Raw genomic sequence first — 24,716 nt, 5'->3', positions numbered from 1 at the left:
CCCTATGAACCAATTGGAAGAAAAAATTATAACTTTATTAAACCATACAAGAAGCGAAGCAAGGGCTGATTTTTCAGCACTTGCTTGCCAAGAGCCGGTTCAAGGCGTGATTCGTTGGAAATATGCTGTAGGCAATCAAAATGAACGCTTTCGCCGTATTGTACTTCATAGCGGCAAAGGAATTGCAGGCAAAGTACTTCTTTCGGGCCGCCCGACGCAAGTAGTGAATTATCAGCCAATGCCACATGACGATCCTCGCGAATATCCTATCTTATATGCGGAACAACTTCGCACAGCTTTAGGAGTGCCTGTATATATCGATAAAAGAGTGCACGGCGTTTTACTCATCGGCTATCGCAGTGATTGGAATCTAACTATAAAAGAAATTTCTTTGACGCAAAGGTACGCAAAAGAATTAGAAGCTCTTTTCACGCAGTATGCGGTGCAGGGTTTTTAGTACGGAGGCTTTGTTCATGGAAGACGCAAGATCTGATGCATTTTGGAAACATTTATTTTCTCAATTAACCGATGCGGTTGTGCTAGTTGATTCGCAAGGGTTTATTACTGATTGTAACTCTGCAGCCTGTCAATTAACGGGATATTCAACTGACGAACTATTAAAGCCTTTAAAATTGAGCGAGTTGTGCCAAGGAATGGCGACAAGTCACGAATTTACTGCTTGCCAGAACTGTTTTGCTACTATGGAAAGTACGCCTGCATTCTCGTGGCGACTGCGGGATAAGAATGGCCAGATGCTTTGTTTATCAGCTAGCGCCACTCGTTTAATAACAGAAAAAGGGAACTCTCTTGTTGTAGTTTTTCGTGATGTAACAAAATATCAAGAGCAAGAAGAAGAATATTTTCAGCGCAAGATCACTCGCTATATGATGCAAGCCCAGGAGCTGGAAAGAAAGCGAGTATCGCGGGATTTACATGATGGCGTTGGTCAGACGATCTATAGCTTAATTGTTGGCCTGAATACGCTGGAACATGCTGGGGGTGTTCGGGCAAACCAACAGTCTCAGTTTGCTATGACGAAAGAGTTAGCTGTTCAAGCGCTTCATGAAGTGCAGCATATTGCCGTTGATTTACGTCCTTGTTCGCTTGATGACTGGGGATTGACTGCAGCTTTGCGTTCCTTTGCCAAACAATTTGAACAAACCTACGGTATAGTAACAGAGCTGAGTATTAAGGCGGCAGAAAAACGGTATGATCCGGCCATCGAAACAGCCTTGTATCGTATTGCCCAAGAAGCCATGTTGAATGCCGCTAAATATGCCAATGTAGATCAACTATTTCTTGAGTTTCAAGATGCGTCAGAGGTCGTGCAACTTATCATTCAAGATGATGGACGGGGATTTTCATTAGAAAATGTTACGATTCAGGGAACTGGCTTAGGACTTTACAGCATGCAAGAAAGAGCAGAACTAGTGGGCGGACGCTTTGTGCTAAAAACTGAGCTGGGCAAAGGTACAACGATTCAGGTTACCATACCTTTAGCAGAGGGAAGGGAAAAATACAATGATTCGCGTATTGATTGCTGATGATCATGCTGTTGTGCGTGCTGGCCTGGCTATGATGATTAATTCGCAGGACGATATGGAGGTCGTTGGGGAAGCGGCTGACGGACAAGAAGCCGTTGCTGCAGCGCTTAAACTACAGCCTCAGGTAGTTCTAATGGATTTGAGGATGCCGCCGGGAGAAAATGGCCTTGTCGCTACGGCGCGTATTCGAGAAGCGGCTCCAGCCATTCGTGTGCTGATTTTAACCATGCATGATGATGAAGAATATTTGTTCCAATCTTTAAAAGCTGGAGCTGCGGGCTATATTTTAAAAACAGCGCTTGATTTTGACGTAATTCGCGCCATTCGTTCTGTCTCCAAGGGCGAATCCTATCTATATCCCTCAGCGGCTAAGTGTTTGATTGAAGATTTTTTGCAGCGAGGGAAAACAAGCGAAACCTTTGAATCGCTTAATTTATTAAGTGATCGGGAACAACAAACTCTCCGGCTTGTGGCTATGGGCTACGGCAATAAGGAAATTGCCGAAAAATTGTGCCTTTCCGTGAAAACAGTAGAGGCTTATAAAGCAAAGATCATGGAAAAACTTCATTTGAAAACAAGACCCGAACTCGTAAAATATGCACTTAAAAAAGGACTTTTAGATTTAGAGAGTTGAAGTTTTATATATGAAGGGTGGGGCGCTAATATGCTTGATCGCTATGGCAGGGCGATTCATTATTTGCGAATTTCTGTTACGGAGAACTGTAATCTGAACTGCCGCTATTGTCGGCCTGACAACCAATTTATCAGACAAAAAAAGAGTATGACGCATCAAGAAATTGTGCGTTTCGCCGCGATTGCTGCTAAGCAAGGAATTCGCAGTATTCGTTTCACTGGTGGGGAGCCGTTATTGCGGCAAGATCTTGCCGCAATTATTTATGATATCAATCGAATCCCTCAAATTGAAGATGTTTCGGTGACAACGAATGGCGTTTTTTTTACTGAGCAAGCCAAAGAGCTTAAGGCAGCTGGTTTAAACAGAGTAAATTTTAGTTTAGATACGTTTCGTCCCGAACGGTTTTCTTATATGACGGGACAGGATGAGCTTCACAAGGTATTAGCGGCAATTGAACAGTCCATTCAAATCGGCTTATCTCCAACCAAAATCAACACAGTCGTTTTGCGCGGCTTTAATGATGATGAGCTTCTTGATTTTGCCGCCTTTGCTCACAAAATGCCACTACATGTTCGCTTTATCGAATGTATGCCGATTGGCAATCTTACTTTTTATGATCAAGAAAAAACTGTTTCAATTGGAGACATGAAGCAAATTTTAGCACAGCATTATACGCTTGATCCTTTTGCTGAGGTTACGGGCAGCGGCCCTGCTGAATATGTCCGTTTACGCGGTGGCCAAGGAACGATCGGTTTCATTGGGGCATTAAGTGAACATTTTTGTGCCGAGTGTAATCGCCTGCGCCTTACAGCTGATGGAAAATTACGGAGCTGTCTTTTCGCTAAAGGTGAGGTTGATCTTTTGACAGAGCTGTGTCAGGGCGCACAAGATCAGGATCTAGCTGAACTATTTCGCCTGGCAATTCGCAAGAAACCATTAAGACATGAAATGCAGTCTGGCTGGGGAAAAAATAATCGACGCATGATGTATCAAATCGGCGGTTAAGGGGACTGTTTTTTGAAAGAGGTGAGTTTTTGGCTACAGTGATTGCCGTAAATTGCAGCACTAAAAAAGGCGTTGTTAAAAAACCTATTCTGAAAGGTTACTTTAAAATGGATCATGGACTCGAAGGCGATGCGCACGGTGGCAATTGGCATAGACAAGTAAGTTTATTAGGGCGGGAAAGTATTGCCAAAGTAGAAGCTGTGATCGGACACCATCTTTCTCCCGGTGTTTTTGCCGAAAATATTACAACAGAAGGAATTTGTCTTTATACATTGCCGATTGGAACTTGTTTAAAAATTGGCAATGCTGTACTTGAAGTTACGCAGATTGGCAAAGAGTGTCATAGTGGTTGTGCTATCCGGCAACAGACTGGCGATTGTGTAATGCCGCGTGAAGGTATTTTTGCCAAGGTGGTCCAGGCAGGATCGATTCAATCAGGTGATAGCATTGATATTATGGAATAAGCGAAAGCGCTTGGTTTAGCCAAAGCGCTTTCTTTTTTATGTAGCAGGAGTTTTGGGGAGCCGCAGGGAAGAAACAAGCAAGCCATTCGAAGGTTGTAACATTGAATTGATAGGAGAGTTTATGAATGCTGCAAAAAAAACTGCTAAAATATTCGATTAACTATTTATTTATTATAATTCTCCTCACAACTTTCAGCTTAATTGGCTATGTTGTTTTTACGAGCTGGACCAGCTCAATAGAAACAATCATTGCCGATATTCAAAGTAATACGAATCAGCGTCTTCTCGTGCAGATTGATCAGTTTATTAATAATCCCCTGATTATTAATGAGGCAAACCGCAGTTTATTAGAACAGAATATTATTGATTTATCAGATCGGCATAAACGAAATGTGTACTTTTCTAGTGTTATCGAAGCGAATCAAGAGGATATTTACAGTTTTAGCTATGGCTCTGAAACGGGAGACTACTTTGGTGCTAGAAGAAATGACCACAATGAGATTGAAGTTTATGAAAATACCTTGTCAACAAATGGACGGACTCGTTATTATGCGGTAAACAGAGCTTTCGAAAGTACTCTATTAGTGCAGGAAACAGCTCCTTTTGACGTCAGAACAAGAGATTGGTATATTCTTGCCAAGAAAACAAGAAAAGCAGTCTTTTCGCCGATTTATAAACATTTTGTTATGAATGACTTGGCCATATCGGCAGCGTATCCAATTTATAATAAAACAGGAACTTTTGAAGGGGTTTTAGGAACGCATCTAACGCTTTCGCGTATGAATCAGTATTTACAGGATTTGGTGAAAAGCAACAAGGGGCTTGTATATATCGTTGAAAAAGATACGGGTTATCTAGTGGCTAATTCACTGGGAGAACCTAATTTTTTAATATACTCAGAAAATGGGCAAACCGTTTTGGAACGAAAACAAATCTCTGAGGTGCAGCGGCAAAGTATTACTAAGGCGTATGAAAACTATAAGAATTCCCAAGGGGCTACACTTTTTGATGAAAATGATAGCGAAAAACTATATGTAACGGTTTTAGAATACAATAAAGAAGGTCTCCACTGGCTGATTCTTTCGGCAATTCCCGCTACTCCTTTTACGGCAGCTGTTACTAATAGTATAAAAATGACTTTGGGGGTATCGCTCTTAGCAGTTCTTACGGCTATTTTATTGTATATTAAAAGTACGGGGCAAGTTTTAAAACCCATATATCATCTCATTGAAACTACGCGGCGTTTTTCTGCTGGTGATTTTAAACAGCGAGCGACTATTTTCCGTGATGACGAGGTCGGTACTTTGGCTCATTCTTTTAATACCATGGCTGAACAAATTCATGAATTTGTAAATCATTTAGAAACGAAAATTTACGAACGAACTGCTGAATTAGAAGAAGCAAATGAGAAATTAGCCTTACGTACTGGCGAATTAAAGGCTGAAAAAGATTTGGCAGTAAAACGTTTTAATGAATTAAATGCTCTTCATGATATTGCAGCTGAAGTACAGCTTGGTTTTTTACCGGAACCTTTTGAAAACGAATTTATAAGAGCGCAATATTTATTTAAGCCTATTGAAAAGTTAAGCGGTGATATATTAGATTTTATTTGGCTAGAGGATCATGAAAAATTGTGCGGCTTTATTGTTGATGTATCAGGTCATGGCTTAATTGCTGCGCTACGCACCCATATTTTGCATGGATTATTACATGATATGTACTTAAGCGGTGGAACGCTCTCAGAAAAAATGGCTGCTTTAAACCAACAGGCGTTGCGCTACTTTGATGAGGCTAGCTATGCTGCAATTCTCTTTTTTGAAATTGACTTCAAGACAGCGATGCTGCGTATTGTATCAGGCGGAAATTATTATATGATTGCTTCTTGTGAATCGAAGCAGGGGGTTGTAAAGCTTCCTGGCTCCTTAGTAGGGTTACTTCCTGTAAACGTAGAATATTCTACCGTAGAAATCCCCTTGCAAACAGGCAATGTTTTTGTTTTTGGCAGCGATGGCTTATTTGATTTGCTAAAGGAAGAAGAAATTAAAAGTTTTTCCTATGAGCGATTATACCAGCAGCTTACAGCAAAAACCGAACAGGCTGGGCGCTGGGATGATGCATCGGCAATTTTTTTAGAAATCAAAAAAGTATAAAACTTGGACAAGAACTTGCAATTTTATACAGCTGATGGGGCAGGACATTATTCTTTTACAGCGAAGTAGAAAAAAGCACTTTATTCCTAGCAGGAGTTGATAATATGAATCAAATGCGTTTTCTCACAGCAGGTGAATGTTCGCTGGTTGTGGAATTTGGTCAAGAAATTGACGAAATGACAAATCGTCAAGTGCACAAATTAGCCGCATTGCTTCAGGCAAAAGCGCTAACAGGTGTTAAAGAGTTAATCCCTACCTATCGATCTTTATTAATTGATTTTGATCCTAGTCTTGTTTCCAGAGACAGCCTGCAAAAATCAGTTCTAGCTTTGCAGCAGGAACTGGCTGGTGAGGCTCAGGCAGGGAAAGTACGTTTGCTGCACTTTCCTGTATGTTATGGTGGTGAGTACGGTCCTGATCTTGCTTTTGTAGCCGAGCATCATCAGATGATGGAGGATGAAGTAATCGCCATTCATACTTCAGTTCCGTATCTTGTGTATATGCTTGGTTTTACACCGGGATTTCCTTATCTTGGCGGTATGTCCGAGAAAATCGCAACACCGCGTCTGGCTAAACCTCGTACGGCAATACCGGCAGGATCCGTGGGGATTGCAGGCAGTCAGACTGGTTTTTATCCGATTGAAAGCCCTGGCGGCTGGCAACTTATTGGACGTACACCTTTACCCGTTTTTGCGCCGGAATCGTCGCAGCCATTTGTGGTAGCGGCAGGCGATTATCTGCTTTTTGAATCAGTTTCGCAGCAAGAGTATCAGGCGATTGTTGATCAAGTCACCAATCAATCTTATCAGCTTAAAATTGATGAACTTACAGCGGCAGAAATCGCGGATTTGAGAAAGTCAGGTGAGAAAAAATGATTACAGTACGTAAGCCGGGACTTTTGTCTACGATTCAAGATAAAGGCCGTTTTGGCTATCAAGCTTTCGGTATGCCTGTAGCAGGAGCAATGGATGACTATGCCGCCGCAGCAGCAAATGCTCTATTAGATAATGACGCCAATGCGGCAGTGCTTGAAATGACATTTTTCGGTGGTGAATTTGAATTCAAAGAGGAGCTTTGTATTGCCATCGCCGGTGCCGATATGCAAGCCTCTTTAAATGGCAGTCCGGTAGCAAACTGGTCTAGTTTTCTTGTACCAGCGAACTCGATCCTTTCTTTTGGCGCTGTAACAAAAGGTTGCCGGACTTATTTAGCCGTGCCTGGTGGCTTTGATGTACCTCTGGTTATGGGAAGCCGCTCGACTTATACAAGAGCTAAAATTGGTGGTGTAAGCGGACGTGCTTTAGCTGCTGCTGATCAACTTTCGGCTTGCAGTAAAGATAAAAAAGCAAAAGTACGCCAAGTTCCTGAAACCTGGTTACCGGCTTATAAAGAGGTTACGGAAATTCGTGTTTTGTTGGGACCTCAGGATGACTTATTTACCCCAGAAGGTACTAAGACTTTTTTAAGCGAGGTCTATACACTTTCCAATGAAGCAGACCGTATGGGATTCCGTTTTGAAGGCGCTAAAATCGAACATTGTTCCGGTGCCGATATTGTATCAGATGCTTTAGCTTTCGGCTCTATTCAAATTCCAGGTCATGGCAGTCCAATCATTATGATGGCTGATCGTCAGACAACAGGCGGTTATACTAAGATGGCTACGGTTATTCGGGCCGATCGGACGAAATTAGCGCAGTTAAAACCAGGCGATAAAGTGAAATTTGCCGTTTGTAGTGAACAAACCGCCTTAAAAGCTTATTCAGAGCAAGACGAACGAGTAAAACGGATTTACGAACTTCCTTTAGCTAGTTCCGAGAAAGTAACTACAACACAAAGTTTAGAAGAGCCTAGCGGCAAACCGAGACAATTTGTAATAACAGTAAATGATCATCGATATGATGTGCAAATTGTTGAAACAAGTGAAAAATAAATTATCACTTTTGTTTTTCAGACATATAATATAGCATCAAAACCTTATAATTCTAAAGGGGAGTAGCTAGCGGGAATTACCCGTGAGTAGAGTCGACATACTGGCGCAAGCCCGGTTCTACTTGGCAGAACATTTGCTATAGCGAGACCTTTATTTCCCAATCTACAGTTAGGGAAGTAAAGGTCTCTTTATTTTATGCAAAGAAATATCGCAAGGGTTGCAGCAAATTTTATAATGCTCATATACCTTGCGATATCCTAATGGATATTATTTTATGTTAACGACTTGATAAAGTAAGATAAAGGAGAATCATATTTAATAATACAATGACTGTTACCACAATCCAACCAAGCACATTTGTAAAGATTGTATTTTTGAAGGTTCCCATAATGTTCGCTTGATTCGTGAGAATCATAAGCGGAATAATCGCGGCAGGCAGAGCAAAGCTTAGTATGACTTGACTATAGACTAGCGCCTCCATAGGATTGATACCAGACATCAAGATTCCCAGTGCTGGCAACATTGTAATAAGGCGACGAAGACTTGCCTTTAGATCAAAGCCAAGAAAGCCCTTTAAGATCACTTCACCGGCCATTGTGCCAACCGTCGAAGAGGAGAGTCCAGAGGCTAACAGGGCAATGCCAAAGGCTCCAGCAGCCATATTTCCCATTAATGGCTGCAGGGTAAGATAGGCTTCTTCTATTCCGCCGATTTCTAAGCCGTTGCCTTTAAACACGGAGGAAGCAACAATAACCATGGCAGCATTTACGATAAAAGCCATATTCATGGCAATGAAAACTTCTATTTTAGCCATTTTGAAGTGATGCAGACAATCTTGCAGACAATTTCTACGTCTCGTTTGTACCAACTGCGAGTGCAGGTAAATAACATGAGGCATTACGGTGGCTCCCAGCATGCCTACAGCTACTAGGATACTATCAGAACTTAAGAAGGGAACTGCTGTATGATAGAAAACCTCATTCCAAGCAGGTTTGGCAATAAACATTTCCCAAATATAAGCTAGACTAATGACAGCAACCATTGTCGTGATGATTCGTTCGATGATTTTTTGCCCATATTTTTGTAAGTGACAAATTGAATAAGTAATTACGCCTGTTAGGGTTGCGGCCCAAACTAAAGGGATGCCAAATAGCAAATTAAAGCCGAGAACACCTCCTAGAAACTCAGCGAGATCCGTGGCCATTGCTGCGACTGTCGCTACTGACCAAAAGATCCAGTTCATTTTACGGGAAAAAAATCTACCGCAATGTTCTGGTAAATTCATTCCTGTGGCAATACCGAGTTTAGCAGATAAAATTTGCACAAAAATCGCCATAAAATTGCTCCATAATATGACCCATAATAAGTTATAGCCAAATTGCGATCCGCCACTAATATTCGTGCCGAAATTTCCAGGATCCATGTAAGCCACACTCACAATGAAAGCTGGCCCTAAATATTTAAATAACCCTTGCGCTTTTTGTCGGATTACTTCATCTGAGAGAACGGGCAGTTTGGTCATTGGACTCGATACGAAATTTTCATCTTTCAATTTCTCCCACTCCTATTTTTTCTTCAGCAATCACCCCACGAAAAGGTAGTACAGAATTTTATTTACACTTGACAATTATAGAATATGGCGTTGCCAACAAATTTGTGAGGTTACATAATGCAATAAAAATCCATACAATTAGTATGGCGCAACTACCCCAAAACGCCCCTGTATTATAGGATATAATGAAAAAGCTACCTTTCATCGATATGCTTGTTGGCACTTCGCTGAAAGGCAGCTTTTTGTCTTTATAATATATTATTGACTCATTTTTAGCGTTTGGTTGAACGCTTTTTCTTTTTAGGACTTCTTTTTGGTGTAGTCCGTTTTGGTAAACTACTTTTTTGCAACTGCTCTTCTTTCTTCTGTCGATAGCGTCGCCCATAATTGAACAACGAAATAGATGCTGCAATGGTTAAAGCGACATCAGTGACTGTTTTTAAAGTAGAATCTTCCGTAGTTTGTCTGGTAAATAACCATAAAATTGTAAGGGACCAAAAAATAATGTCTGAAAGTCGTTTCATGATTTGTCGAAATTACCCTCCTTTTTCATTCATCTTATTTTACCATGTTATTTTCTGAATTTGAAAATATTTCTTTTTATATAGAATGAAACTAGACTATTCATGGTAATAATGAGCAGATTAGTTTCAAAATGATAATTTATGTTTATAGTCTGAAAGTATGATATAATTAAGGAAAGTTTTTACAGCACAGTTTCAAGTGAAATATTTGCCTTGCTTGCTAGTTTTAAATTAATATAAATCAATGTACAAATTCGCGAGAGGTGATTATCATGAAAACAATGGACTTAAACTGTGACATGGGAGAAAGTTTTGGCACTTATAAGCTGGGCTATGATGAACAAGCTATGCCTCATGTAACATCAATCAATGTTGCTTGTGGCTTTCACGCTTCCGACCCTGTTAATATGGTGAAAACTGTAAAGTTGGCTAAACAATATGGCGTAGCGATTGGTGCGCATCCGTCATATCCGGACCTAGTTGGTTTTGGGCGGCGTGTACTCATGGCTTCCCCAGCGGAAATTAAAGCGGATGTCATGTATCAGGTAGGTGCTCTTGCTGGTATTTGTAAAAGTGAGGGGCTTACGTTGCAGCATGTTAAAGCTCATGGCGCCCTTTATAATCAAGCAGCAAAAGATTTAGCAGTAGGCAAGGCGATTGCTGAAGCCTTGGCGGCCATTGATAAAAATTTAATCATGGTTTGTCTGGCTAACTCGCTAATGGTCACAGCAGCAAAAGAAGTAGGAATTCCTTACGTTGAAGAAGCCTTTGCGGATCGCGCCTATACAGCAGAAGGACAGCTTGTACCGCGCAAACAAGAAGGATCGGTAGTTCATGATGTTCATGAAGTCGCTAAACGAGTATTGCAAATGGTAAAGGATGGAACAGTCCAAACGATTGATGGTAAAACCATTCCGATTAATGCTCAAACAGTTTGTGTACACGGCGACACTCCTTCCGCAGTAGAAATGATCCAAAAGATCACAGAAATCTTTGCTACTGAACAAGTTACTCTGCAAGCTTTTGGTAAGTAGGCAGATTTCTTTGCCAAGTCGTCTCTTCTAGTGTAAAATAGAGATAATTCTAATGAATAAAGATAAAATAAGATAGAGGCTATTTAGTCTCTATCTTATTTTGTCATTCGCCAAGAGAGGTGTTTGGTGTGAAAGAAGTACTGGGTGATTTAACAGGCATCCGTCAAAATAGGCAGGAAGAATTAAAAGCTCTTTATGAATTTTCGGTTCCTTATGGACAGATGATTACAAGTGAACTCAGCGCTTCTATGGCTGCGCTGACAGAAGTGCTAAATCGTGAAATTGCAGTATACCTAAATCGGCGCGGACAAATTGCCGCTGTAGCTGTCGGTGATCAAAAGACCGTTTCTCTGCCGGAGTTTTCCGGGCGGCGAGCAAGACATCGTTTGAGTGGAATTCGTTGTATCCATACTCATCCGGGCGGAGATAGTCGTTTAAGTTCGGTCGATGCCGCGTCCCTGCGGGACATGCATTTTGATGTTATGGCCGCAATCGGCGTAAAAAATGGCGAAGCTGCTGAAATCAGTTTTGGCATGATTACAGGTCTTATTGATGATTTAGAACAGGTCGAGATTATTGGTCCGATGACGATTTCTGAAAACTGCCAAATTGATCTAGTATATTTACTCAGTTTATTGGAACGACGTTTGGCGGCAAGCGATAAGACTCATGCTTTAATTGAAGAAGAACGAGCTATTTTAGTCGGCCTTGATCAGCCGAAAGGTTGGAATGTAGAAGATTCTTTAAAAGAGCTTGCTGAACTGACGGCTACGGCAGGAGCTGTTGTCGTAGGAGGCTTTTCGCAAAAACGCGATCGACCGGATGCTGCGTTATTTATCGGCAAGGGCAAGGTTCAGGAAATCAGTCTTGCTAAACAAGAACTGAATGCTAATTTGATTATTTTTGATGACGAATTAACTCCGGCCCAACAAAGAAATTTAGAACAAATGCTTGGTGTAAAAATTATTGATAGAACAGGTCTTATTCTTGATATTTTTGCGCAGCGCGCTAGAACGTATGAAGGAAAGCTGCAAGTAGAATTGGCCCAGCTTCGCTACAGACTTCCCCGTCTAGGCGGCCAGGGGCTTGTTTTATCTCGTCTGGGCGGTGGGATTGGCACAAGGGGGCCTGGCGAAACAAAACTGGAAGTAGACAGGCGTCGAATTCGTTCGCGAATTACTGATGTAGAACGAGAATTGGAGAAAGTAAAAAAACAGCGTTCTTTGCACCGCGAACGCCGCGATAAGAATAAATTATCAACAGTAGCACTGATCGGCTATACGAATGCTGGTAAATCGACCTTACTCAATAAGCTGACAGAAGCTGGTGTCTTAGCAGAAGATAAACTTTTTGCCACATTAGACCCAACGACGCGAAAAATATCACTTCCTAGCGGCCGCGAAATCTTACTTACTGATACAGTCGGATTTATTCAAAAACTGCCCCATCAACTGGTAGCTGCTTTTCGTGCGACTTTAGAAGAAGTCATTCAGGCTGATCTATTGCTTCATGTCATTGATGCGAGCCATCCCCAGTATGAACAGCAAAGCGAAGCTGTGTGGCAAGTTCTTCGAGAACTACAGTGCGATACAAAACCAGCCCTAACTTTATTTAATAAAATTGACAAAATTACTGAACCGCACTTGATCGAACGAATGACAAGACTGCCTGATAGTATTGCCTTATCTGTTTTAAACCCAGATCCTATTGTTGGCCTTACGCCGCTTTTAAATTTAATCGAAGAACATCTACCAACGCATTTTTTGCGTTGCACTTTATGTTTGCCTTATAGTGCCGGCGGTGAAGCTGCTAAACTGCATGATGTGGCCCAAGTAGAATCTATGACCTATGAAGAAACAGGAATTGTCGTTACCGTGGCAATTCCGTCAGAATATATGGAACGGTACAGTCAATATATTGTGGAGATGAATAAATGACAACTTGGATGGAACAAAATTTTTCGTCAAAACTTCTTGCTGCTAAAGAAGAAGCTTTAGCTAGCGTACAACCTTTATTTAAAGAAATCGACGAAGTCGCAGCAATCAATACGGGCCGTATATTAGCAAGCTTTCGACTACATCAGGTTTCTGATTATTCTTTTAAGCAAACGACAGGATATGCCTATGATGATAATGGACGTGATAAGCTGGATGCAATTTGGGCCGATCTTTGCGGTGCCGAAGCGGCTCTTTTTCGTGGACAGTTTGTTTCCGGAACGCATGCTTTATCTTGTGTTCTATTTGGAATTTTACGTCCAGGCGACGAACTTGTCGCTATTACGGGCTCACCCTATGATACAATGCAAACTTTAATTGGTTGGGAAAGAGAAACGCCAGGTTCTTTAAAGGAATGGGGGATTACTTATAAAGAACTACCTATGATTGACAGCGGTATCGATCTAAGTGCTATTCCCTCTATTATTACAAATAAGACAAAAATGGTTCTTTTACAACGGTCACGCGGCTATAGCTTGAGAAAAACGTTAACAGTGGCAGAAATTGAGGCTGCTTGTGCTGCTGTTCATGCTGTAAATCCTAACTGTATTTGCTTTGTTGATAATTGCTATGGTGAATTTGTAGAAACGTTAGAGCCTACTTCTGTAGGTGCTGATATCATGGCGGGTTCTCTCATTAAGAATGCTGGCGGCGGAATTGCGCCTACTGGTGGTTATATTGCTGGTAAACAAGAATATGTGGATCTGGCTGCTTATCGTCTTACTTCACCGGGACTGGGCGCAGAATTAGGAGCATCGTTAGCAGGGAATCGTCTCTTTTACCAGGGGCTTTTCTTAGCGCCTCATGTAACGGCACAGGCCATTAAAGGCGCTATTTTTTCGGCAGCTTTCTTTTCCTTGCTGGGCTATGATGTGTTCCCTAAGTATGAAGAAAAGCGCAGCGATATTATTCAAGCAATTACTCTGGGGAGTCCGGAAGCTATGATTGCTTTCTGTCGCGGGTTGCAGTCTTTTTCGCCAGTTGATGCCCATGTTCGGCCTGAACCAAGCGCTATGCCTGGGTATCCTGATGCAGTAATTATGGCTGGTGGTACCTTTGTTCAGGGATCTTCTATTGAATTAAGTGCCGATGGACCGATGCGAGCGCCTTACGCTGTCTACTTGCAAGGTGGTCTTACCTTTGAACATTGCATTATTGGTTCGTTAGGAGCGGCAGAAGAATTAGAAAAAATGACAAAATAAAAACTATTACTTAATTCACGACAGGAAAAGAGTAGGTTGTGTCGAATAAAATTAACTTGATGTTACAACAAGACGGTGATTGGTGGTACTATGGAATATTTATTAATATCCACAATTGCCCTTGCTAGCACGACTTATCTTATTTATATTGTAGCTAACAAGGTCTTTCATTTTTCTCTTCACATAAAACCACTGATTTTATGTGCCTGTTGTTCTTTATTTATCAGTGTAGTAATTCCAAGATTTATCGTTGGTTTTGCTGGTCTTACCGGAACGCTTAGCATTTTGGCAGTTTGTGCTGTGATTTTTTCGTATTTTATGGCCTATCATACAGAAGTGGAGCGGGAGGAAGCTTCGAAAGCTCAGCCTGCTACTTGTTCCCCTGGTCTCATTTCAGTAACTGATGAAGAGCTTTCTTTAATAGAACCTTCGATTAGAATGCAAGGTCCGTCGATCGAAGAAGAAAAAATGGCACTACCTGTTGAAGAGGTTGCAGAAGACCTGCCTTGTTCTTCAGAACCTATACAACAACCAGTAGAAGAAAAAGAATTGTCTAGCTTGGCTGAAATAGCACCAGAACCCGAAGAATTAATGCCACAGTTACCTTTTTCTTTTAATGAATTATTAGAAGAGTTTCCGCAAAAACAAGCTATTACTGATCTGACAAGTGACCTTCCCGATGTGTCTATTGCGAAAAAAATGCAAGATGTAGCGGATAGTTCTTTATTACCTGTTACATTAGAAACAGTACAAACAGATCTAACTACTTGCGCTGCTTTACTTGAGTTAGAGAGAGAAGCAAGGGCGAAAAACCAAATTTCGCAAGTAGTTGAAGATGCAGTTACTGAAGAAACAGCTATTGAAGAAGCAATAGTTGAAGAAGCAGCAACTGAAGAAGCAATAGTTGAAGAAGCAGTTACTGAGGAACCAGTTACTGAAGAACCAATAGCTGAAGAAGCGGTTACTGAGGAACCAGTTACTGAGGAACCAATAGCTGAAGAAGCAGTATCTGAAGAAGCAGTAGTTGAAGAAGCGGTTACTGAAGAAGCAGAAACTGAAGAAGCAATAGTTGAAGAAGCAGTTACTGAGGAACCAGTTACTGAAGAACCAATAGCTGAAGAAGCGGTTACTGAGGAACCAGTTACTGAAGAACCAATAGCTGAAGAAGCAGCAACTGAAGAAGCAGCAACTGAAGAAGCAGCAACTGAAGAAGCAATAGTTGAAGAAGCAGTTACTGAGGAACCAGTTACTGAAGAACCAATAGCTGAAGAAGCAGTTACTGAGGAACCAGTTACTGAAGAACCAATAGCTGAAGAAGCAATAGTTGAAGAAGCAGAAACTGAAGAAGCAATAGTTGAAGAAGCAGAAACTGAAGAAGCGGTTACTGAGGAACCAGTTACTGAAGAACCAGTTACTGAAGAACCAATAGCTGAAGAAGCGGTTACTGAGGAACCAGTTACTGAAGAACCAGTTACTGAAGAACCAATAGCTGAAGAAGCAGTATCTGAAGAAGCGGTTACTGAGGAACCAGTAGTTGCGCCAGAGCGTTTAGATTCGCTTGTGTCATTAGATGATTTGCTTGATTATGCCTTTGAATTAAAAGAATCTGCTGAATTTGAAACTGCTTTGCAAGTTTTACATAAAGCTTTACAATTATACAAAGAAACAGATGATTCTCCGTTCATTATCCTTGAGATAGGTAATATTTTGAAATCTGTTGGGCGCTATACTGAAGCCGCCGCTACATTGAAACAGGGTTGTACTTTAGCTGTAGTTGCAGATGATATTATGATGCAGCAGCAATTTAAGCAAATGATTGCATTTATGAACATTATTCAAGAAAACTTGGTAGCAAGTCGGCTGGAAATCATGCCTTATGGTCAAATTCCTTCCGATGTTATGCATAAAATTGATGAAGCTTTTCGCCAATGGCACAGTTTAAACTAAAGCCACACCACAATTGGGAGGATCAGTAAAGAATGAAAAAGAGTGTAGAAATTATTGGATTGCCTGTCATTAGCATTGATGAAGGGCGCGAATTAGGCGTTGTAAAAGATTTAGTTATTAATCCTACAGCAAAAGAAGTAACAGCCCTATTAATTGAAGATGTAAAATGGTTTATGGGAGCAAAAACATTTCCCTTTTCTCAGATCAGCGGAATTGGCCAATATGCCGTTACTATTGAAAAAGGCGATTCGGTAAGTTCCATTTTAGATTCTCCGGAATTACTTGAATTATTAAATATTGATGTTAAAATTATTGGATCTAAAATTTTGACGAAAACAGGCCAAATCCAAGGTAAAGTCGTTGATATTATTGTCGATGAAGCTGGAAAAATCGTTACTTGCGATGTTGAAGATATGAATGGAAATATGACAACGATATCGTCAGCACAAGTAGTAACTTTTGGTAAAGAAGTTACTATTACGGACGGAACAGCTGCTGTGGCTGTAAGTACTCCAGTTGAAACAGTTCCCACTTCGATTGAGACAGAACCTACGACAATTATTCCCGAACCGGAACCAATTGTCGAACCGATTGTTGAACCTGCCATAGTCTCAGAGCCTGTCGTTGAACCAACACCAGAGCCGGAGCCAGTAAAAGTAGAACCAGCAAAAGTAGAAGCTCCAGCAGCTAAAGAGCCTGCTAAAGATGCGCGTTCTGAAGAAGCTTCAAAGAAGTTTGACGAAAGACAAAGAAAATATTTGCTTGGGAAAAAAGCAAATCGTCGCATTGAAATGGATAATGGGGTAGTTATTGTAGAACAAGGCGGTGAAATTACCGAAGAAGTTATTCAAAAAGCTAAATTAGGTGGTAAATTCGTTGAACTTTCTATGAGCATCCAGTAAGGAAGTGCAGAAAACTGTGCAAAGATCTTTTTCAAGACAAAGAGTAGTTTATGGTGCTTTCTTTCTAAGTATTATTTCCTTATTTAGTCTTGTAAGCTTTGCTGCTGCAAATACTGCTTTTTGGGTGAGTGATGAGATTTTTCAAGGAGTTACAGTGGACCATGTTGAATTGGGCGGCTTGTCAAAACAAGCCGCCCGTCATAAATTAGAAGCTGTCTGGTCCGATTCCACACTACCTCAAGGCATTATTTTAGTTAGTGGTGATAAAAGTATTGTAGTTCCACTTGAAGAAATTGATTTTTCCATTTCTATTGATCAGATTATTGATGAAGCCTATGCAGTAGGCCGTAAAGGCTCTTTTCTCCAGCAACTGCAAGATCGTTATCTTGCTAATAATTATGGCAAAGAGGTTCTTTTGGCAGCAAAATTTAATCAAAATAAGTTGCAGCTAGCTGTACAAAAGGCAGCTGAAGCAATGAATCAAGAACCGAAAAATGCTACTGTTATTATGCAGAACTCTGAAGTTCGTATTGTACCTGAAAAAACGGGTCAAAAGATTGATGTTGATAAAACAGTTAACATGGTGGAAGAGGAACTGCAAAAGCATAGATACGTTACAACAGCGCTAGTCTGCAATACCTTAACTCCAGCTATTTTAGCAACTGATTTACAGTCGATAGATGGGATTTTAGCTTCTTATCAAACGGAATTTAATAGCTCCGACTGGGGTCGTAGTCAAAATGTATTACTAGCGGCAGCTAAAATTAACGGTATTCTGGTAAAACCAGACAGTATTTTTAGCTTTAATGATGCAGTAGGATCACGGTTAGCTGAACTAGGTTTTCAGGAAGCTCCCGTTTTTGTTGAGGGGAAACTTGTTCCTGATATTGGCGGCGGCGTATGCCAAGTAAGTAGCACGCTTTATAATGCAATTCTCCTAGCTGATATGACAGTAGTGGAAAGATCAACTCATTTTAGTCCGCCAAGCTATGTTCCTTTAGGGCTTGATGCTACAGTAGCTGATAATTTATTAGATTTTCGTTTTAAAAACACCTCGACGACGCCAATATATATTACCAGTGAAGTGAATGGGAATCTTCTTACAATCACTGTTTTCGGTAAAAAAAATGTGATGGCGCCGACCATTGAAATTGTATCAGCTAATAAAAAAATTCTTGAACCAAATGTCATTGTGAAACAAGATGCTTCATTGCCTTCTGGTGTTGAGAAGGTTCTTGAAGCAGGGCAGCGCGGCTATCGAATATCTACTTATCGCATCAAAAAAATAAATGAACAGGAAATCAGCCGAGAACTTTTGGCAACGGATGAATTTTTACCTACAGATCGAGTGATTCTCGTGGGAACGCAATCAGCAGGAAAAACAAAATAGATGACTATCGTGAAGACAAGTTGGTTATAAAATAAAAATCAGCCGAATACTTAATAGTATCCAGGCTGATTTTTTTAAGTTTTTTTAGATTTGCCGATACACGCCAATCACCTTGCCCAGAATTTGTACGGAGTCAGCATAGATTGGTTCCATTGCATCATTTTCTGGTTGCAAGCGAATTCGGTTTTTTTCTTTAAAAAAACGTTTTACGGTTGCCGCTTCGCCATCAAGCAAGGCGACAACGATATCATGATTGTCAGCAAAGGATTGCTCGCGAACAATAATGTAATCACCATCTAAAATACCGGCATTAATCATGCTTTCACCTTGTACGGTAAGCATAAAAACATTTTCGTTGTTTCTTAATAATGCATTGGGAATCGGATAAGTCTCTTCAATGTTTTCGTCGGCAAAAATAGGTTCACCAGCAGTAACACGGCCAACCAGTGGAACTGGGATTACTTTTTTTTGTCGCCAACTGTTATCTTCCGTTAATTCTAAGGCGCGTGGTTTTGTAGGATCGCGACGAATAAAACCAAGCTCTTGCAATTTAATCAAATGACTGTGAACGGTCGAACTAGAACTCAAGCCAACAGCTTCGCCAATCTCCCTGACTGAAGGAGGATAACCCTTTTCTCTTACACTTTTTCGTATATAAGAAAGGATTAACTTTTGACGATTCGTCAATAACCCTTCTTTAATTGTTTGACCATGCACAGATTATCACCCCAACTATATTTCTTGCTCTATTATAGCACGAAATTGCTTCTTTTCAAACGTTCGTTCGTATTGGCAGGATTTTATCTGTATTTTGTGGAAAATTATTATATATTGGATTAAAAGGAGACCTGTTATGGAAAAAAGTGATTTTCTTCGATTGCTGGGAACGGGACCAGTCATTCCAGCTGCACGAACCTTCGATGATTTTAAGTATGCTTTAGAACAAACGCAGGGAGAAAGTATTTTTGTTTTATTTGGTGATATTTTAGTATTGCCTCAGTTGTTGCAGCTTTCGCTTCAACATAAAAAACGACTTGTAGCACATTTAGACTTGCTGCAGGGAATTGGCAAAGATGAGGCTGGAATACGATTTCTCGCTCGCATGGGAATTAAGGCAATTATTACAACGAAAAGTCATCTGGGTAAAGTGGCTAGAGAAGAAGGTATGATAGTTATTCAACGTCTTTTTGTGATGGATTCAGAAGCATTAAAACAGGGATTACACCTTTTAACGAAAGCAAGACCTGATGCAGTTGAAGTTTTACCAGCGTCGGTTCCCGATTTTGTAGTGAAAGAGTTAATCAAAAAAACGGGGTTACCAATTCTCGCGGGTGGGCTTGTAACGTTGCCGGAAGATATTACAGCAGCAACAAATAAAGGAATTTGTGCTGTAAGTACGAGTTGTCGTGCTTTATGGCAATAATTTTTTAATAATATTCAAAATAATATTTTAAATAAGCAGGATTCCTGTGAAAAAAGTATAATTTCTAATATTATACAAATTTATATGGGGGGACGAGAGTGATAGAGAAGTCCAATAAGCATTCTTTCATATCGGGGAGGGGTGTTTATTGGGCTTTTGTTATTCTCTCTAATCTAACAAAATTACAAGAATAGGAAGTGAATTTACCATGACAAAAAAATATGTTTTGGCACTGGATCAAGGAACAACAAGTTCAAGAGCTATTCTATTCGACCAAGAATCAAACATTGTTACGGTAGCGCAGAAAGAATTCACTCAGATTTTCCCTAAACCAGGCTGGGTAGAACATGATGCAGAAGAAATCTGGAGTACACAACTGGGCGTTGCCTCGGAAGTTATTGCTAAAGTCGGAATTAGTCCTAATGAAATTGCTGCGATCGGGATCACTAACCAACGTGAAACAACGGTTGTTTGGGATAAGAATACGGGAAAACCAGTTTATAATGCAATTGTTTGGCAAAGCCGACAAACAGCTGAAATATGCGACGATATAAAAAAACGTGGCTTAGAACCTATGATTAGGGAAAAGACTGGTCTCGTCGTCGATGCATATTTTTCTGGTACAAAGGTAAAATGGATACTGGATCACGTGGAAGGTGCCAGAGAAAAAGCAGAAAAAGGTGATCTGTTATTTGGCACGATTGATACGTGGCTGGTGTGGAAACTTACAGCCGGTAAAACTCATGTAACTGATTATTCGAATGCTTCCCGTACATTAATGTACAATATCCGTGCTTTAAAGTGGGATAAAGAGCTTTTAGATATATTAACAGTGCCAGAATCTATGCTGCCTCAGGTTTGCCCATCAAGTCAAGTATATGGTCATACCGATGCCAAGTTCTTCTATGGCGTTGAGGTGCCCATTGCAGGTATTGCAGGCGACCAACAAGCAGCACTTTTTGGTCAAACTTGCTTCCAACCTGGTATGGCGAAAAACACCTATGGAACTGGTTGCTTTATGCTTATGAATACGGGCTCTAATCTTTATGATTCTAAAAATGGGTTATTGACAACGATTGCCTGGGGCCTTGATGGAAAAGTGGAATATGCTCTTGAAGGTAGTATTTTTGTTGCCGGTGCTGCCATTCAATGGTTGCGCGACGGTTTGAAAATGATTGAAACAGCGGCTGATTCAGAATATTTTGCGCAAAAAGTACCTGATGCTGGCGGTGTGTATGTAGTTCCTGCCTTTACTGGTCTTGGCGCTCCGTATTGGGATATGAAGGCCAGAGGTGCTATTTTAGGTCTTACTAGAGGAACCAACAAATCCCATCTCATTCGGGCGACACTGGATTCTTTGTGCTACCAGACGAAAGATGTTCTTAGTGCCATGGAAGCAGACTCAGGAATCACTCTGCAGGCCTTAAAAGTAGATGGCGGCGCAGTAAGCAATAACCTTTTGATGCAGTTCCAAAGCGATCTGCTCGGAGTTCCTGTGGATCGGCCACAAGTTACCGAAACAACAGCTTTAGGAGCAGCTTATTTAGCCGGATTGGCTGTGGGAGTGTGGAAAAATAAAGAAGATCTAGTGAAAAACTGGCAGCTTAATCAACGGTTTGAATGCCAAATGGATGATGCTGAAAGAGCAAAATTGTATACGAAATGGCGCAAAGCCGTAACTCGCGCGATGGATTGGGAAGATTAATTTCTTCCCATCCCCTGATTACTGAAAACAATGGGATGTGAATAGGATGCCAAATAAAGTTATAGCAAAAACTGATGTCGTTATAATTGGCGGAGGGATCGTTGGCACAGCTATTGCCAGAGAACTTGCCAAATATAAAATTGATGTAATATTAGTAGAAAAGGAAACCGATATCGGCGTCGGGACGACAAAAGCGAACAGTGCCATCTTGCATGCTGGTTTTGATGCTACGCCTGGAACGTTAAAAGCTAAATTTAATGTACGAGGCAATGAGTTGTATCATCAGCTGGAAGATGAATTGGATCTTGATATTCGATGGACTGGTTCTCTTGTTGTAGCAGCCTTGCCTGATGATATGAAAACCCTGGAATCCCTTTATGAACGCGGCAAAGAAAATGGTGTTCCTGGTTTGGAAATTTTATCAAGAGAAGAATTGCTAGAACGCGAACCTCATTTAAATCCTACGGTTTGCGGTGCTTTATGGGCACCGTCCGCTGGCGTGTTTCTTCCTTTTGGCGCTGCGCTTGCCTTTGCGGAAAATGCAGTTCGTAATGGTGTAAAAGTATTTACAGAGTCGCCAGTTTTGGGTATAAATATGACAAATGGTAAAGTAGTCAGTGTGAGCATCCCGCAGGGAATCATTCAAACCGACTATATTATTAATACAGCAGGAATTCATGCCGATGATGTAGCAAAGATGGCTGATGATCTGAGCTTTAAGATTACACCGCGTAAAGGGGAGTATATCCTGTTTGATCGCAGCGTCAGTCATTTAGTGAACTCCGTGATTTTCCCTGTACCTCGCAATGACTCGAAAGGTATTCTCATTGCACCGACGATTCATGGCAATATTTTTATTGGTCCTAATGCACAAAATATTGTTGATAAGGAAGATGTGGCTACCACTAGTGAAGGGATGAATGAAATCATTACTGGTGCAAAGCGCTTGTTGGAAGGTCTTCCTTTAAATGCGGCTATTACTGAATTTTCCGGCTTAAGAGCCGTCGCCGATGTGGGTGATTTTGTAATTCGACCTTCTTCAACAGCGCAGGGGTTAATTCATGCTGGTGGAATTCAATCGCCAGGTCTTACATCAGCTCCAGCCATTGCGGAGGAAGTTGCTAGAATTCTTTCTGAACAGGGCGTAACGCTTGTAAAAAAAGAAGATTTCAATGCGCGTAATCCCCGTAAAGTTATTTTCCGTGAGCTTTCTTTGCCGGAAAAGGAAGCAGCGATTGCTGAAAATCCGCTTTATGGACGAGTTATTTGTCGCTGCGAAACAATTACCGAGGGTGAGATTGTTGATGCGATTCATTCTCCCTGCGGTGCTAAAACAGTCGATGCTGTAAAACGCCGGACACGGGCTGGCATGGGGCGTTGTCAGGGCGGTTTCTGCGGCCCGAGAGTTACAGCGATCTTAGCAAGGGAATTAAATATTCCGATTACAGCGGTTCGCAAGGAAACGGTAAATTCCTATCTGTTTTTTGATAAAATTCCCGGAACTTGCGAGGTGGCTGATCATGAATAACAAAGAGTATGATATTTTAATTATTGGCGGCGGCCCAGCTGGTCTTGCTGCTGCTCATAGTGCTGCTGCCCAGGGAATCAAGAATATCCTTGTTGTGGAACGTGATAGAGAACTTGGTGGTATTTTGCAGCAATGTATCCATAATGGATTTGGCTTGCAACGTTTCAAAGAGGAATTGACCGGACCTGGTTATGCACGACGATTCATTCAAATGGTAAAGGAAGATGCTAGCGTCATCGATATTATGCTTGATACGATGATTTTAGAGGTTAGCGATCATAAGACGGCCATCGCTATCAGTCCTATACTTGGACTATTTCAAATTACGGCTAAAGCTGTTATTTTTACAATGGGGTGCCGCGAAAGAACGCGTGGTGCAATTCGTATTCCTGGGGAACGACCTGCTGGCGTATTTACCGCCGGTGCAGCTCAACGTATGACGAATATGGAAGGCTATATTCCTGGCAAAAAGATTGTTATATTAGGCTCAGGCGATATCGGTCTTATTATGGCTAGACGTCTAACACTAGAAGGTGCTAAAGTGGAAGGCGTTCTAGAAATTATGCCCTATTCTAACGGCTTAACTCGTAATGTAGTTCAGTGTCTAGAGGATTTTGATATTCCTCTGCATTTAGCCCATACAGTCGTAGCGATTCATGGCCATGATCGTGTAACTGGCGTTACTTGCGCGGGTGTTGATGCGAAAATGCAGCCGATTCCCGGCACTGAGTTTGATATTGAATGTGACTGTCTACTGTTATCGGTCGGTTTAATTCCAGAAAATGAACTATCTCGTGATCTTGTTGCTATTGACCGCATTACTTCGGGACCGATCGTGGATCAACATCGCCAAACAAGTCGGCCAGGCTATTTTGCGGCAGGCAATGTGGTACACGTTCATGATCTTGTTGACTTCGTTTCTGAAGAAGGCGAAATTGCCGGAAGGTATGCGGCGCTTTATGTAAAAGACAATTTGGAAAAGCCTGACCATATGATTCAGGTAAAGGCAGTCGGCGAAGTAAGAACTGTTGTGCCGCAGCAAATCGCCGTGCACAAAGAAACAGGTGAGTCTGAACCTTTACGACTCTTTATGCGTGTGCGCGAGCCGAAACGACAATTGGTTCTGGAAGTGAAAATACAGGAAGAAGTCATTGCTTCCAAAAAGCTAGCGATTGCCAAACCTGGCGAAATGATTATCATGCAGGTACCTAGTAATAAGGTTCCTGCTGACGCTCAAGAATTAATTGTTGAAATTAAGGAGGCGGCAAGCAAATGAGTCAAAGAGAACAAGCGATCAGTTGTATTGTTTGCCCCATGAGCTGTCAGGGAAAAGTCATTTTTGATAACGAAAATATCATTGATGTTGTAGGATTTACCTGCCAACGGGGCGTAAACTATGCGAAACAAGAGGTTACTGATCCAAAGAGAACTTTAACCACTACAGTGAAAGTAACAGGCGGCGAATTGCATCTTTTGCCAGTTATTTCAAAATCAGCTTTACCGAAAGATAAGGTTATTGCTGCGGCACGCTGCTTATCAACTGTTGCTGTAACAGCACCAATCGCAGAAGGTGATATTGTTTATTCAAACATTCTTAACTTGGGTGTTGATATTGTGGCAACTCGCGATGTAGCTGCCCAGTAAGATTTGTAAAAATTTCTTTACTTATAACATAAGATCTTATATTATAATTTATATAAGGTCTTATGTGGAAAACGATTTTTAGAAACTTAATTTGAATATGATGTAAGTAGTTGATCAGGAGGAGTCTGCACCAAGGACTCCTCC

Annotated in this window: 22 protein-coding genes; 19 read left to right on the top strand and 3 right to left on the bottom strand. The window is 41.1% G+C overall.

The window, feature by feature from the left end; all coding sequences use genetic code 11:
- The first annotated feature begins 4 nt into the window (after positions 1-4).
- The 8 genes from AC0NJP_RS03345 (at position 5) to AC0NJP_RS03310 (ending at position 7,727) form a co-directional block, all read left to right on the top strand.
- Positions 5-457, top strand: a complete 453-nt coding sequence (locus AC0NJP_RS03345) for a GAF domain-containing protein (protein WP_474698765.1) — start codon at positions 5-7, stop codon at positions 455-457.
- A 16-nt stretch (positions 458-473) separates the two neighbouring features.
- Entirely contained in the window at positions 474-1,544 is a 1,071-nt protein-coding gene (locus AC0NJP_RS03340) for a PAS domain-containing sensor histidine kinase (protein ID WP_474698764.1), read from the top strand.
- Positions 1,522-2,178, top strand: coding sequence for a response regulator transcription factor (locus AC0NJP_RS03335; protein ID WP_474698763.1), 657 nt, complete (start codon positions 1,522-1,524; stop codon positions 2,176-2,178). Before AC0NJP_RS03340 ends, AC0NJP_RS03335 begins: the two co-directional genes overlap by 23 nt.
- 30 nt (positions 2,179-2,208) lie before the next feature.
- Complete coding sequence (moaA, locus tag AC0NJP_RS03330) at positions 2,209-3,183, top strand: GTP 3',8-cyclase MoaA (protein ID WP_474698762.1); 975 nt, start codon at positions 2,209-2,211, stop codon at positions 3,181-3,183.
- 38 nt (positions 3,184-3,221) lie between these two features.
- Complete coding sequence (locus tag AC0NJP_RS03325; protein WP_474698845.1) at positions 3,222-3,647, top strand: MOSC domain-containing protein; 426 nt, start codon at positions 3,222-3,224, stop codon at positions 3,645-3,647.
- 125 nt (positions 3,648-3,772) lie between these two features.
- A complete protein-coding gene (locus tag AC0NJP_RS03320) occupies positions 3,773-5,797 on the top strand; it encodes a SpoIIE family protein phosphatase (RefSeq protein WP_474698761.1) in 2,025 nt (674 codons plus the stop codon).
- A 104-nt stretch (positions 5,798-5,901) separates the two neighbouring features.
- Positions 5,902-6,672, top strand: a complete 771-nt coding sequence (pxpB, locus tag AC0NJP_RS03315) for a 5-oxoprolinase subunit PxpB (RefSeq protein ID WP_474698760.1) — start codon at positions 5,902-5,904, stop codon at positions 6,670-6,672.
- A complete protein-coding gene (locus AC0NJP_RS03310; RefSeq protein WP_474698759.1) occupies positions 6,669-7,727 on the top strand; it encodes a 5-oxoprolinase subunit C family protein in 1,059 nt (352 codons plus the stop codon). The genes pxpB and AC0NJP_RS03310 overlap by 4 nt, the downstream gene beginning before the upstream one ends.
- Before the next feature lie 277 nt (positions 7,728-8,004).
- Here the strand turns inward: AC0NJP_RS03310 and AC0NJP_RS03305 are convergent, their stop codons facing one another.
- Both AC0NJP_RS03305 and AC0NJP_RS03300 read right to left on the bottom strand, forming a co-directional pair.
- On the bottom strand, positions 8,005-9,279 hold the full coding sequence (locus AC0NJP_RS03305) for an Nramp family divalent metal transporter (protein ID WP_474698758.1): 1,275 nt from the start codon (positions 9,277-9,279) through the stop codon (positions 8,005-8,007).
- 272 nt (positions 9,280-9,551) lie between these two features.
- On the bottom strand, positions 9,552-9,803 hold the full coding sequence (locus AC0NJP_RS03300) for a hypothetical protein (RefSeq protein WP_474038590.1): 252 nt from the start codon (positions 9,801-9,803) through the stop codon (positions 9,552-9,554).
- Positions 9,804-10,075: 272 nt separating this feature from the next.
- On the opposite strand from AC0NJP_RS03300, the gene AC0NJP_RS03295 reads away from it, so the two are divergent.
- The 6 genes from AC0NJP_RS03295 to AC0NJP_RS03270 all read left to right on the top strand — a co-directional run bounded on the left by AC0NJP_RS03295 (position 10,076) and on the right by AC0NJP_RS03270 (position 18,272).
- Entirely contained in the window at positions 10,076-10,837 is a 762-nt protein-coding gene (locus AC0NJP_RS03295; RefSeq protein WP_474698757.1) for a LamB/YcsF family protein, read from the top strand.
- A gap of 128 nt (positions 10,838-10,965) precedes the next feature.
- A complete protein-coding gene (hflX, locus tag AC0NJP_RS03290) occupies positions 10,966-12,774 on the top strand; it encodes a GTPase HflX (protein ID WP_474038588.1) in 1,809 nt (602 codons plus the stop codon).
- Positions 12,771-14,033: a methionine gamma-lyase family protein gene (locus tag AC0NJP_RS03285; protein WP_474698756.1), complete on the top strand. Its 1,263-nt coding sequence runs from the start codon at positions 12,771-12,773 to the stop codon at positions 14,031-14,033. Before hflX ends, AC0NJP_RS03285 begins: the two co-directional genes overlap by 4 nt.
- Before the next feature lie 90 nt (positions 14,034-14,123).
- Positions 14,124-15,980, top strand: a complete 1,857-nt coding sequence (locus AC0NJP_RS03280; RefSeq protein WP_474698755.1) for a hypothetical protein — start codon at positions 14,124-14,126, stop codon at positions 15,978-15,980.
- 32 nt (positions 15,981-16,012) lie between these two features.
- A complete protein-coding gene (locus tag AC0NJP_RS03275; RefSeq protein WP_474698754.1) occupies positions 16,013-16,882 on the top strand; it encodes a PRC-barrel domain-containing protein in 870 nt (289 codons plus the stop codon).
- A gap of 154 nt (positions 16,883-17,036) precedes the next feature.
- The gene (locus tag AC0NJP_RS03270; RefSeq protein WP_474698753.1) at positions 17,037-18,272 is read left to right on the top strand and encodes a VanW family protein; all 1,236 of its coding nucleotides are present in this window, start codon (positions 17,037-17,039) and stop codon (positions 18,270-18,272) included.
- Positions 18,273-18,356: 84 nt separating this feature from the next.
- Here AC0NJP_RS03270 and lexA read toward each other — a convergent pair whose 3' ends face one another.
- Positions 18,357-18,989, bottom strand: coding sequence for a transcriptional repressor LexA (lexA, locus tag AC0NJP_RS03265; RefSeq protein ID WP_474038583.1), 633 nt, complete (start codon positions 18,987-18,989; stop codon positions 18,357-18,359).
- A 136-nt stretch (positions 18,990-19,125) separates the two neighbouring features.
- Here lexA and AC0NJP_RS03260 point away from each other — a divergent pair, with 136 nt between their 5' ends.
- The 5 genes from AC0NJP_RS03260 (at position 19,126) to AC0NJP_RS03240 (ending at position 24,572) form a co-directional block, all read left to right on the top strand.
- On the top strand, positions 19,126-19,695 hold the full coding sequence (locus AC0NJP_RS03260; protein WP_474698752.1) for a glycerol-3-phosphate responsive antiterminator: 570 nt from the start codon (positions 19,126-19,128) through the stop codon (positions 19,693-19,695).
- A gap of 208 nt (positions 19,696-19,903) precedes the next feature.
- Positions 19,904-21,400, top strand: a complete 1,497-nt coding sequence (glpK, locus tag AC0NJP_RS03255) for a glycerol kinase GlpK (RefSeq protein WP_474698751.1) — start codon at positions 19,904-19,906, stop codon at positions 21,398-21,400.
- Between the two features lie 46 nt (positions 21,401-21,446).
- On the top strand, positions 21,447-22,928 hold the full coding sequence (locus tag AC0NJP_RS03250; RefSeq protein ID WP_474698750.1) for an FAD-dependent oxidoreductase: 1,482 nt from the start codon (positions 21,447-21,449) through the stop codon (positions 22,926-22,928).
- Positions 22,921-24,204, top strand: coding sequence for an NAD(P)/FAD-dependent oxidoreductase (locus AC0NJP_RS03245; RefSeq protein WP_474698749.1), 1,284 nt, complete (start codon positions 22,921-22,923; stop codon positions 24,202-24,204). The genes AC0NJP_RS03250 and AC0NJP_RS03245 overlap by 8 nt, the downstream gene beginning before the upstream one ends.
- Positions 24,201-24,572: a DUF1667 domain-containing protein gene (locus AC0NJP_RS03240; RefSeq protein WP_474698748.1), complete on the top strand. Its 372-nt coding sequence runs from the start codon at positions 24,201-24,203 to the stop codon at positions 24,570-24,572. The genes AC0NJP_RS03245 and AC0NJP_RS03240 overlap by 4 nt, the downstream gene beginning before the upstream one ends.
- The last annotated feature ends 144 nt before the right edge of the window (positions 24,573-24,716 follow it).

The organism is Pelorhabdus sp. sgz311002 (genome assembly GCF_056134285.1).
Note: the sequence above shows the minus strand (reverse complement) of the source record. Positions and strands in the feature narration are given on the sequence as shown.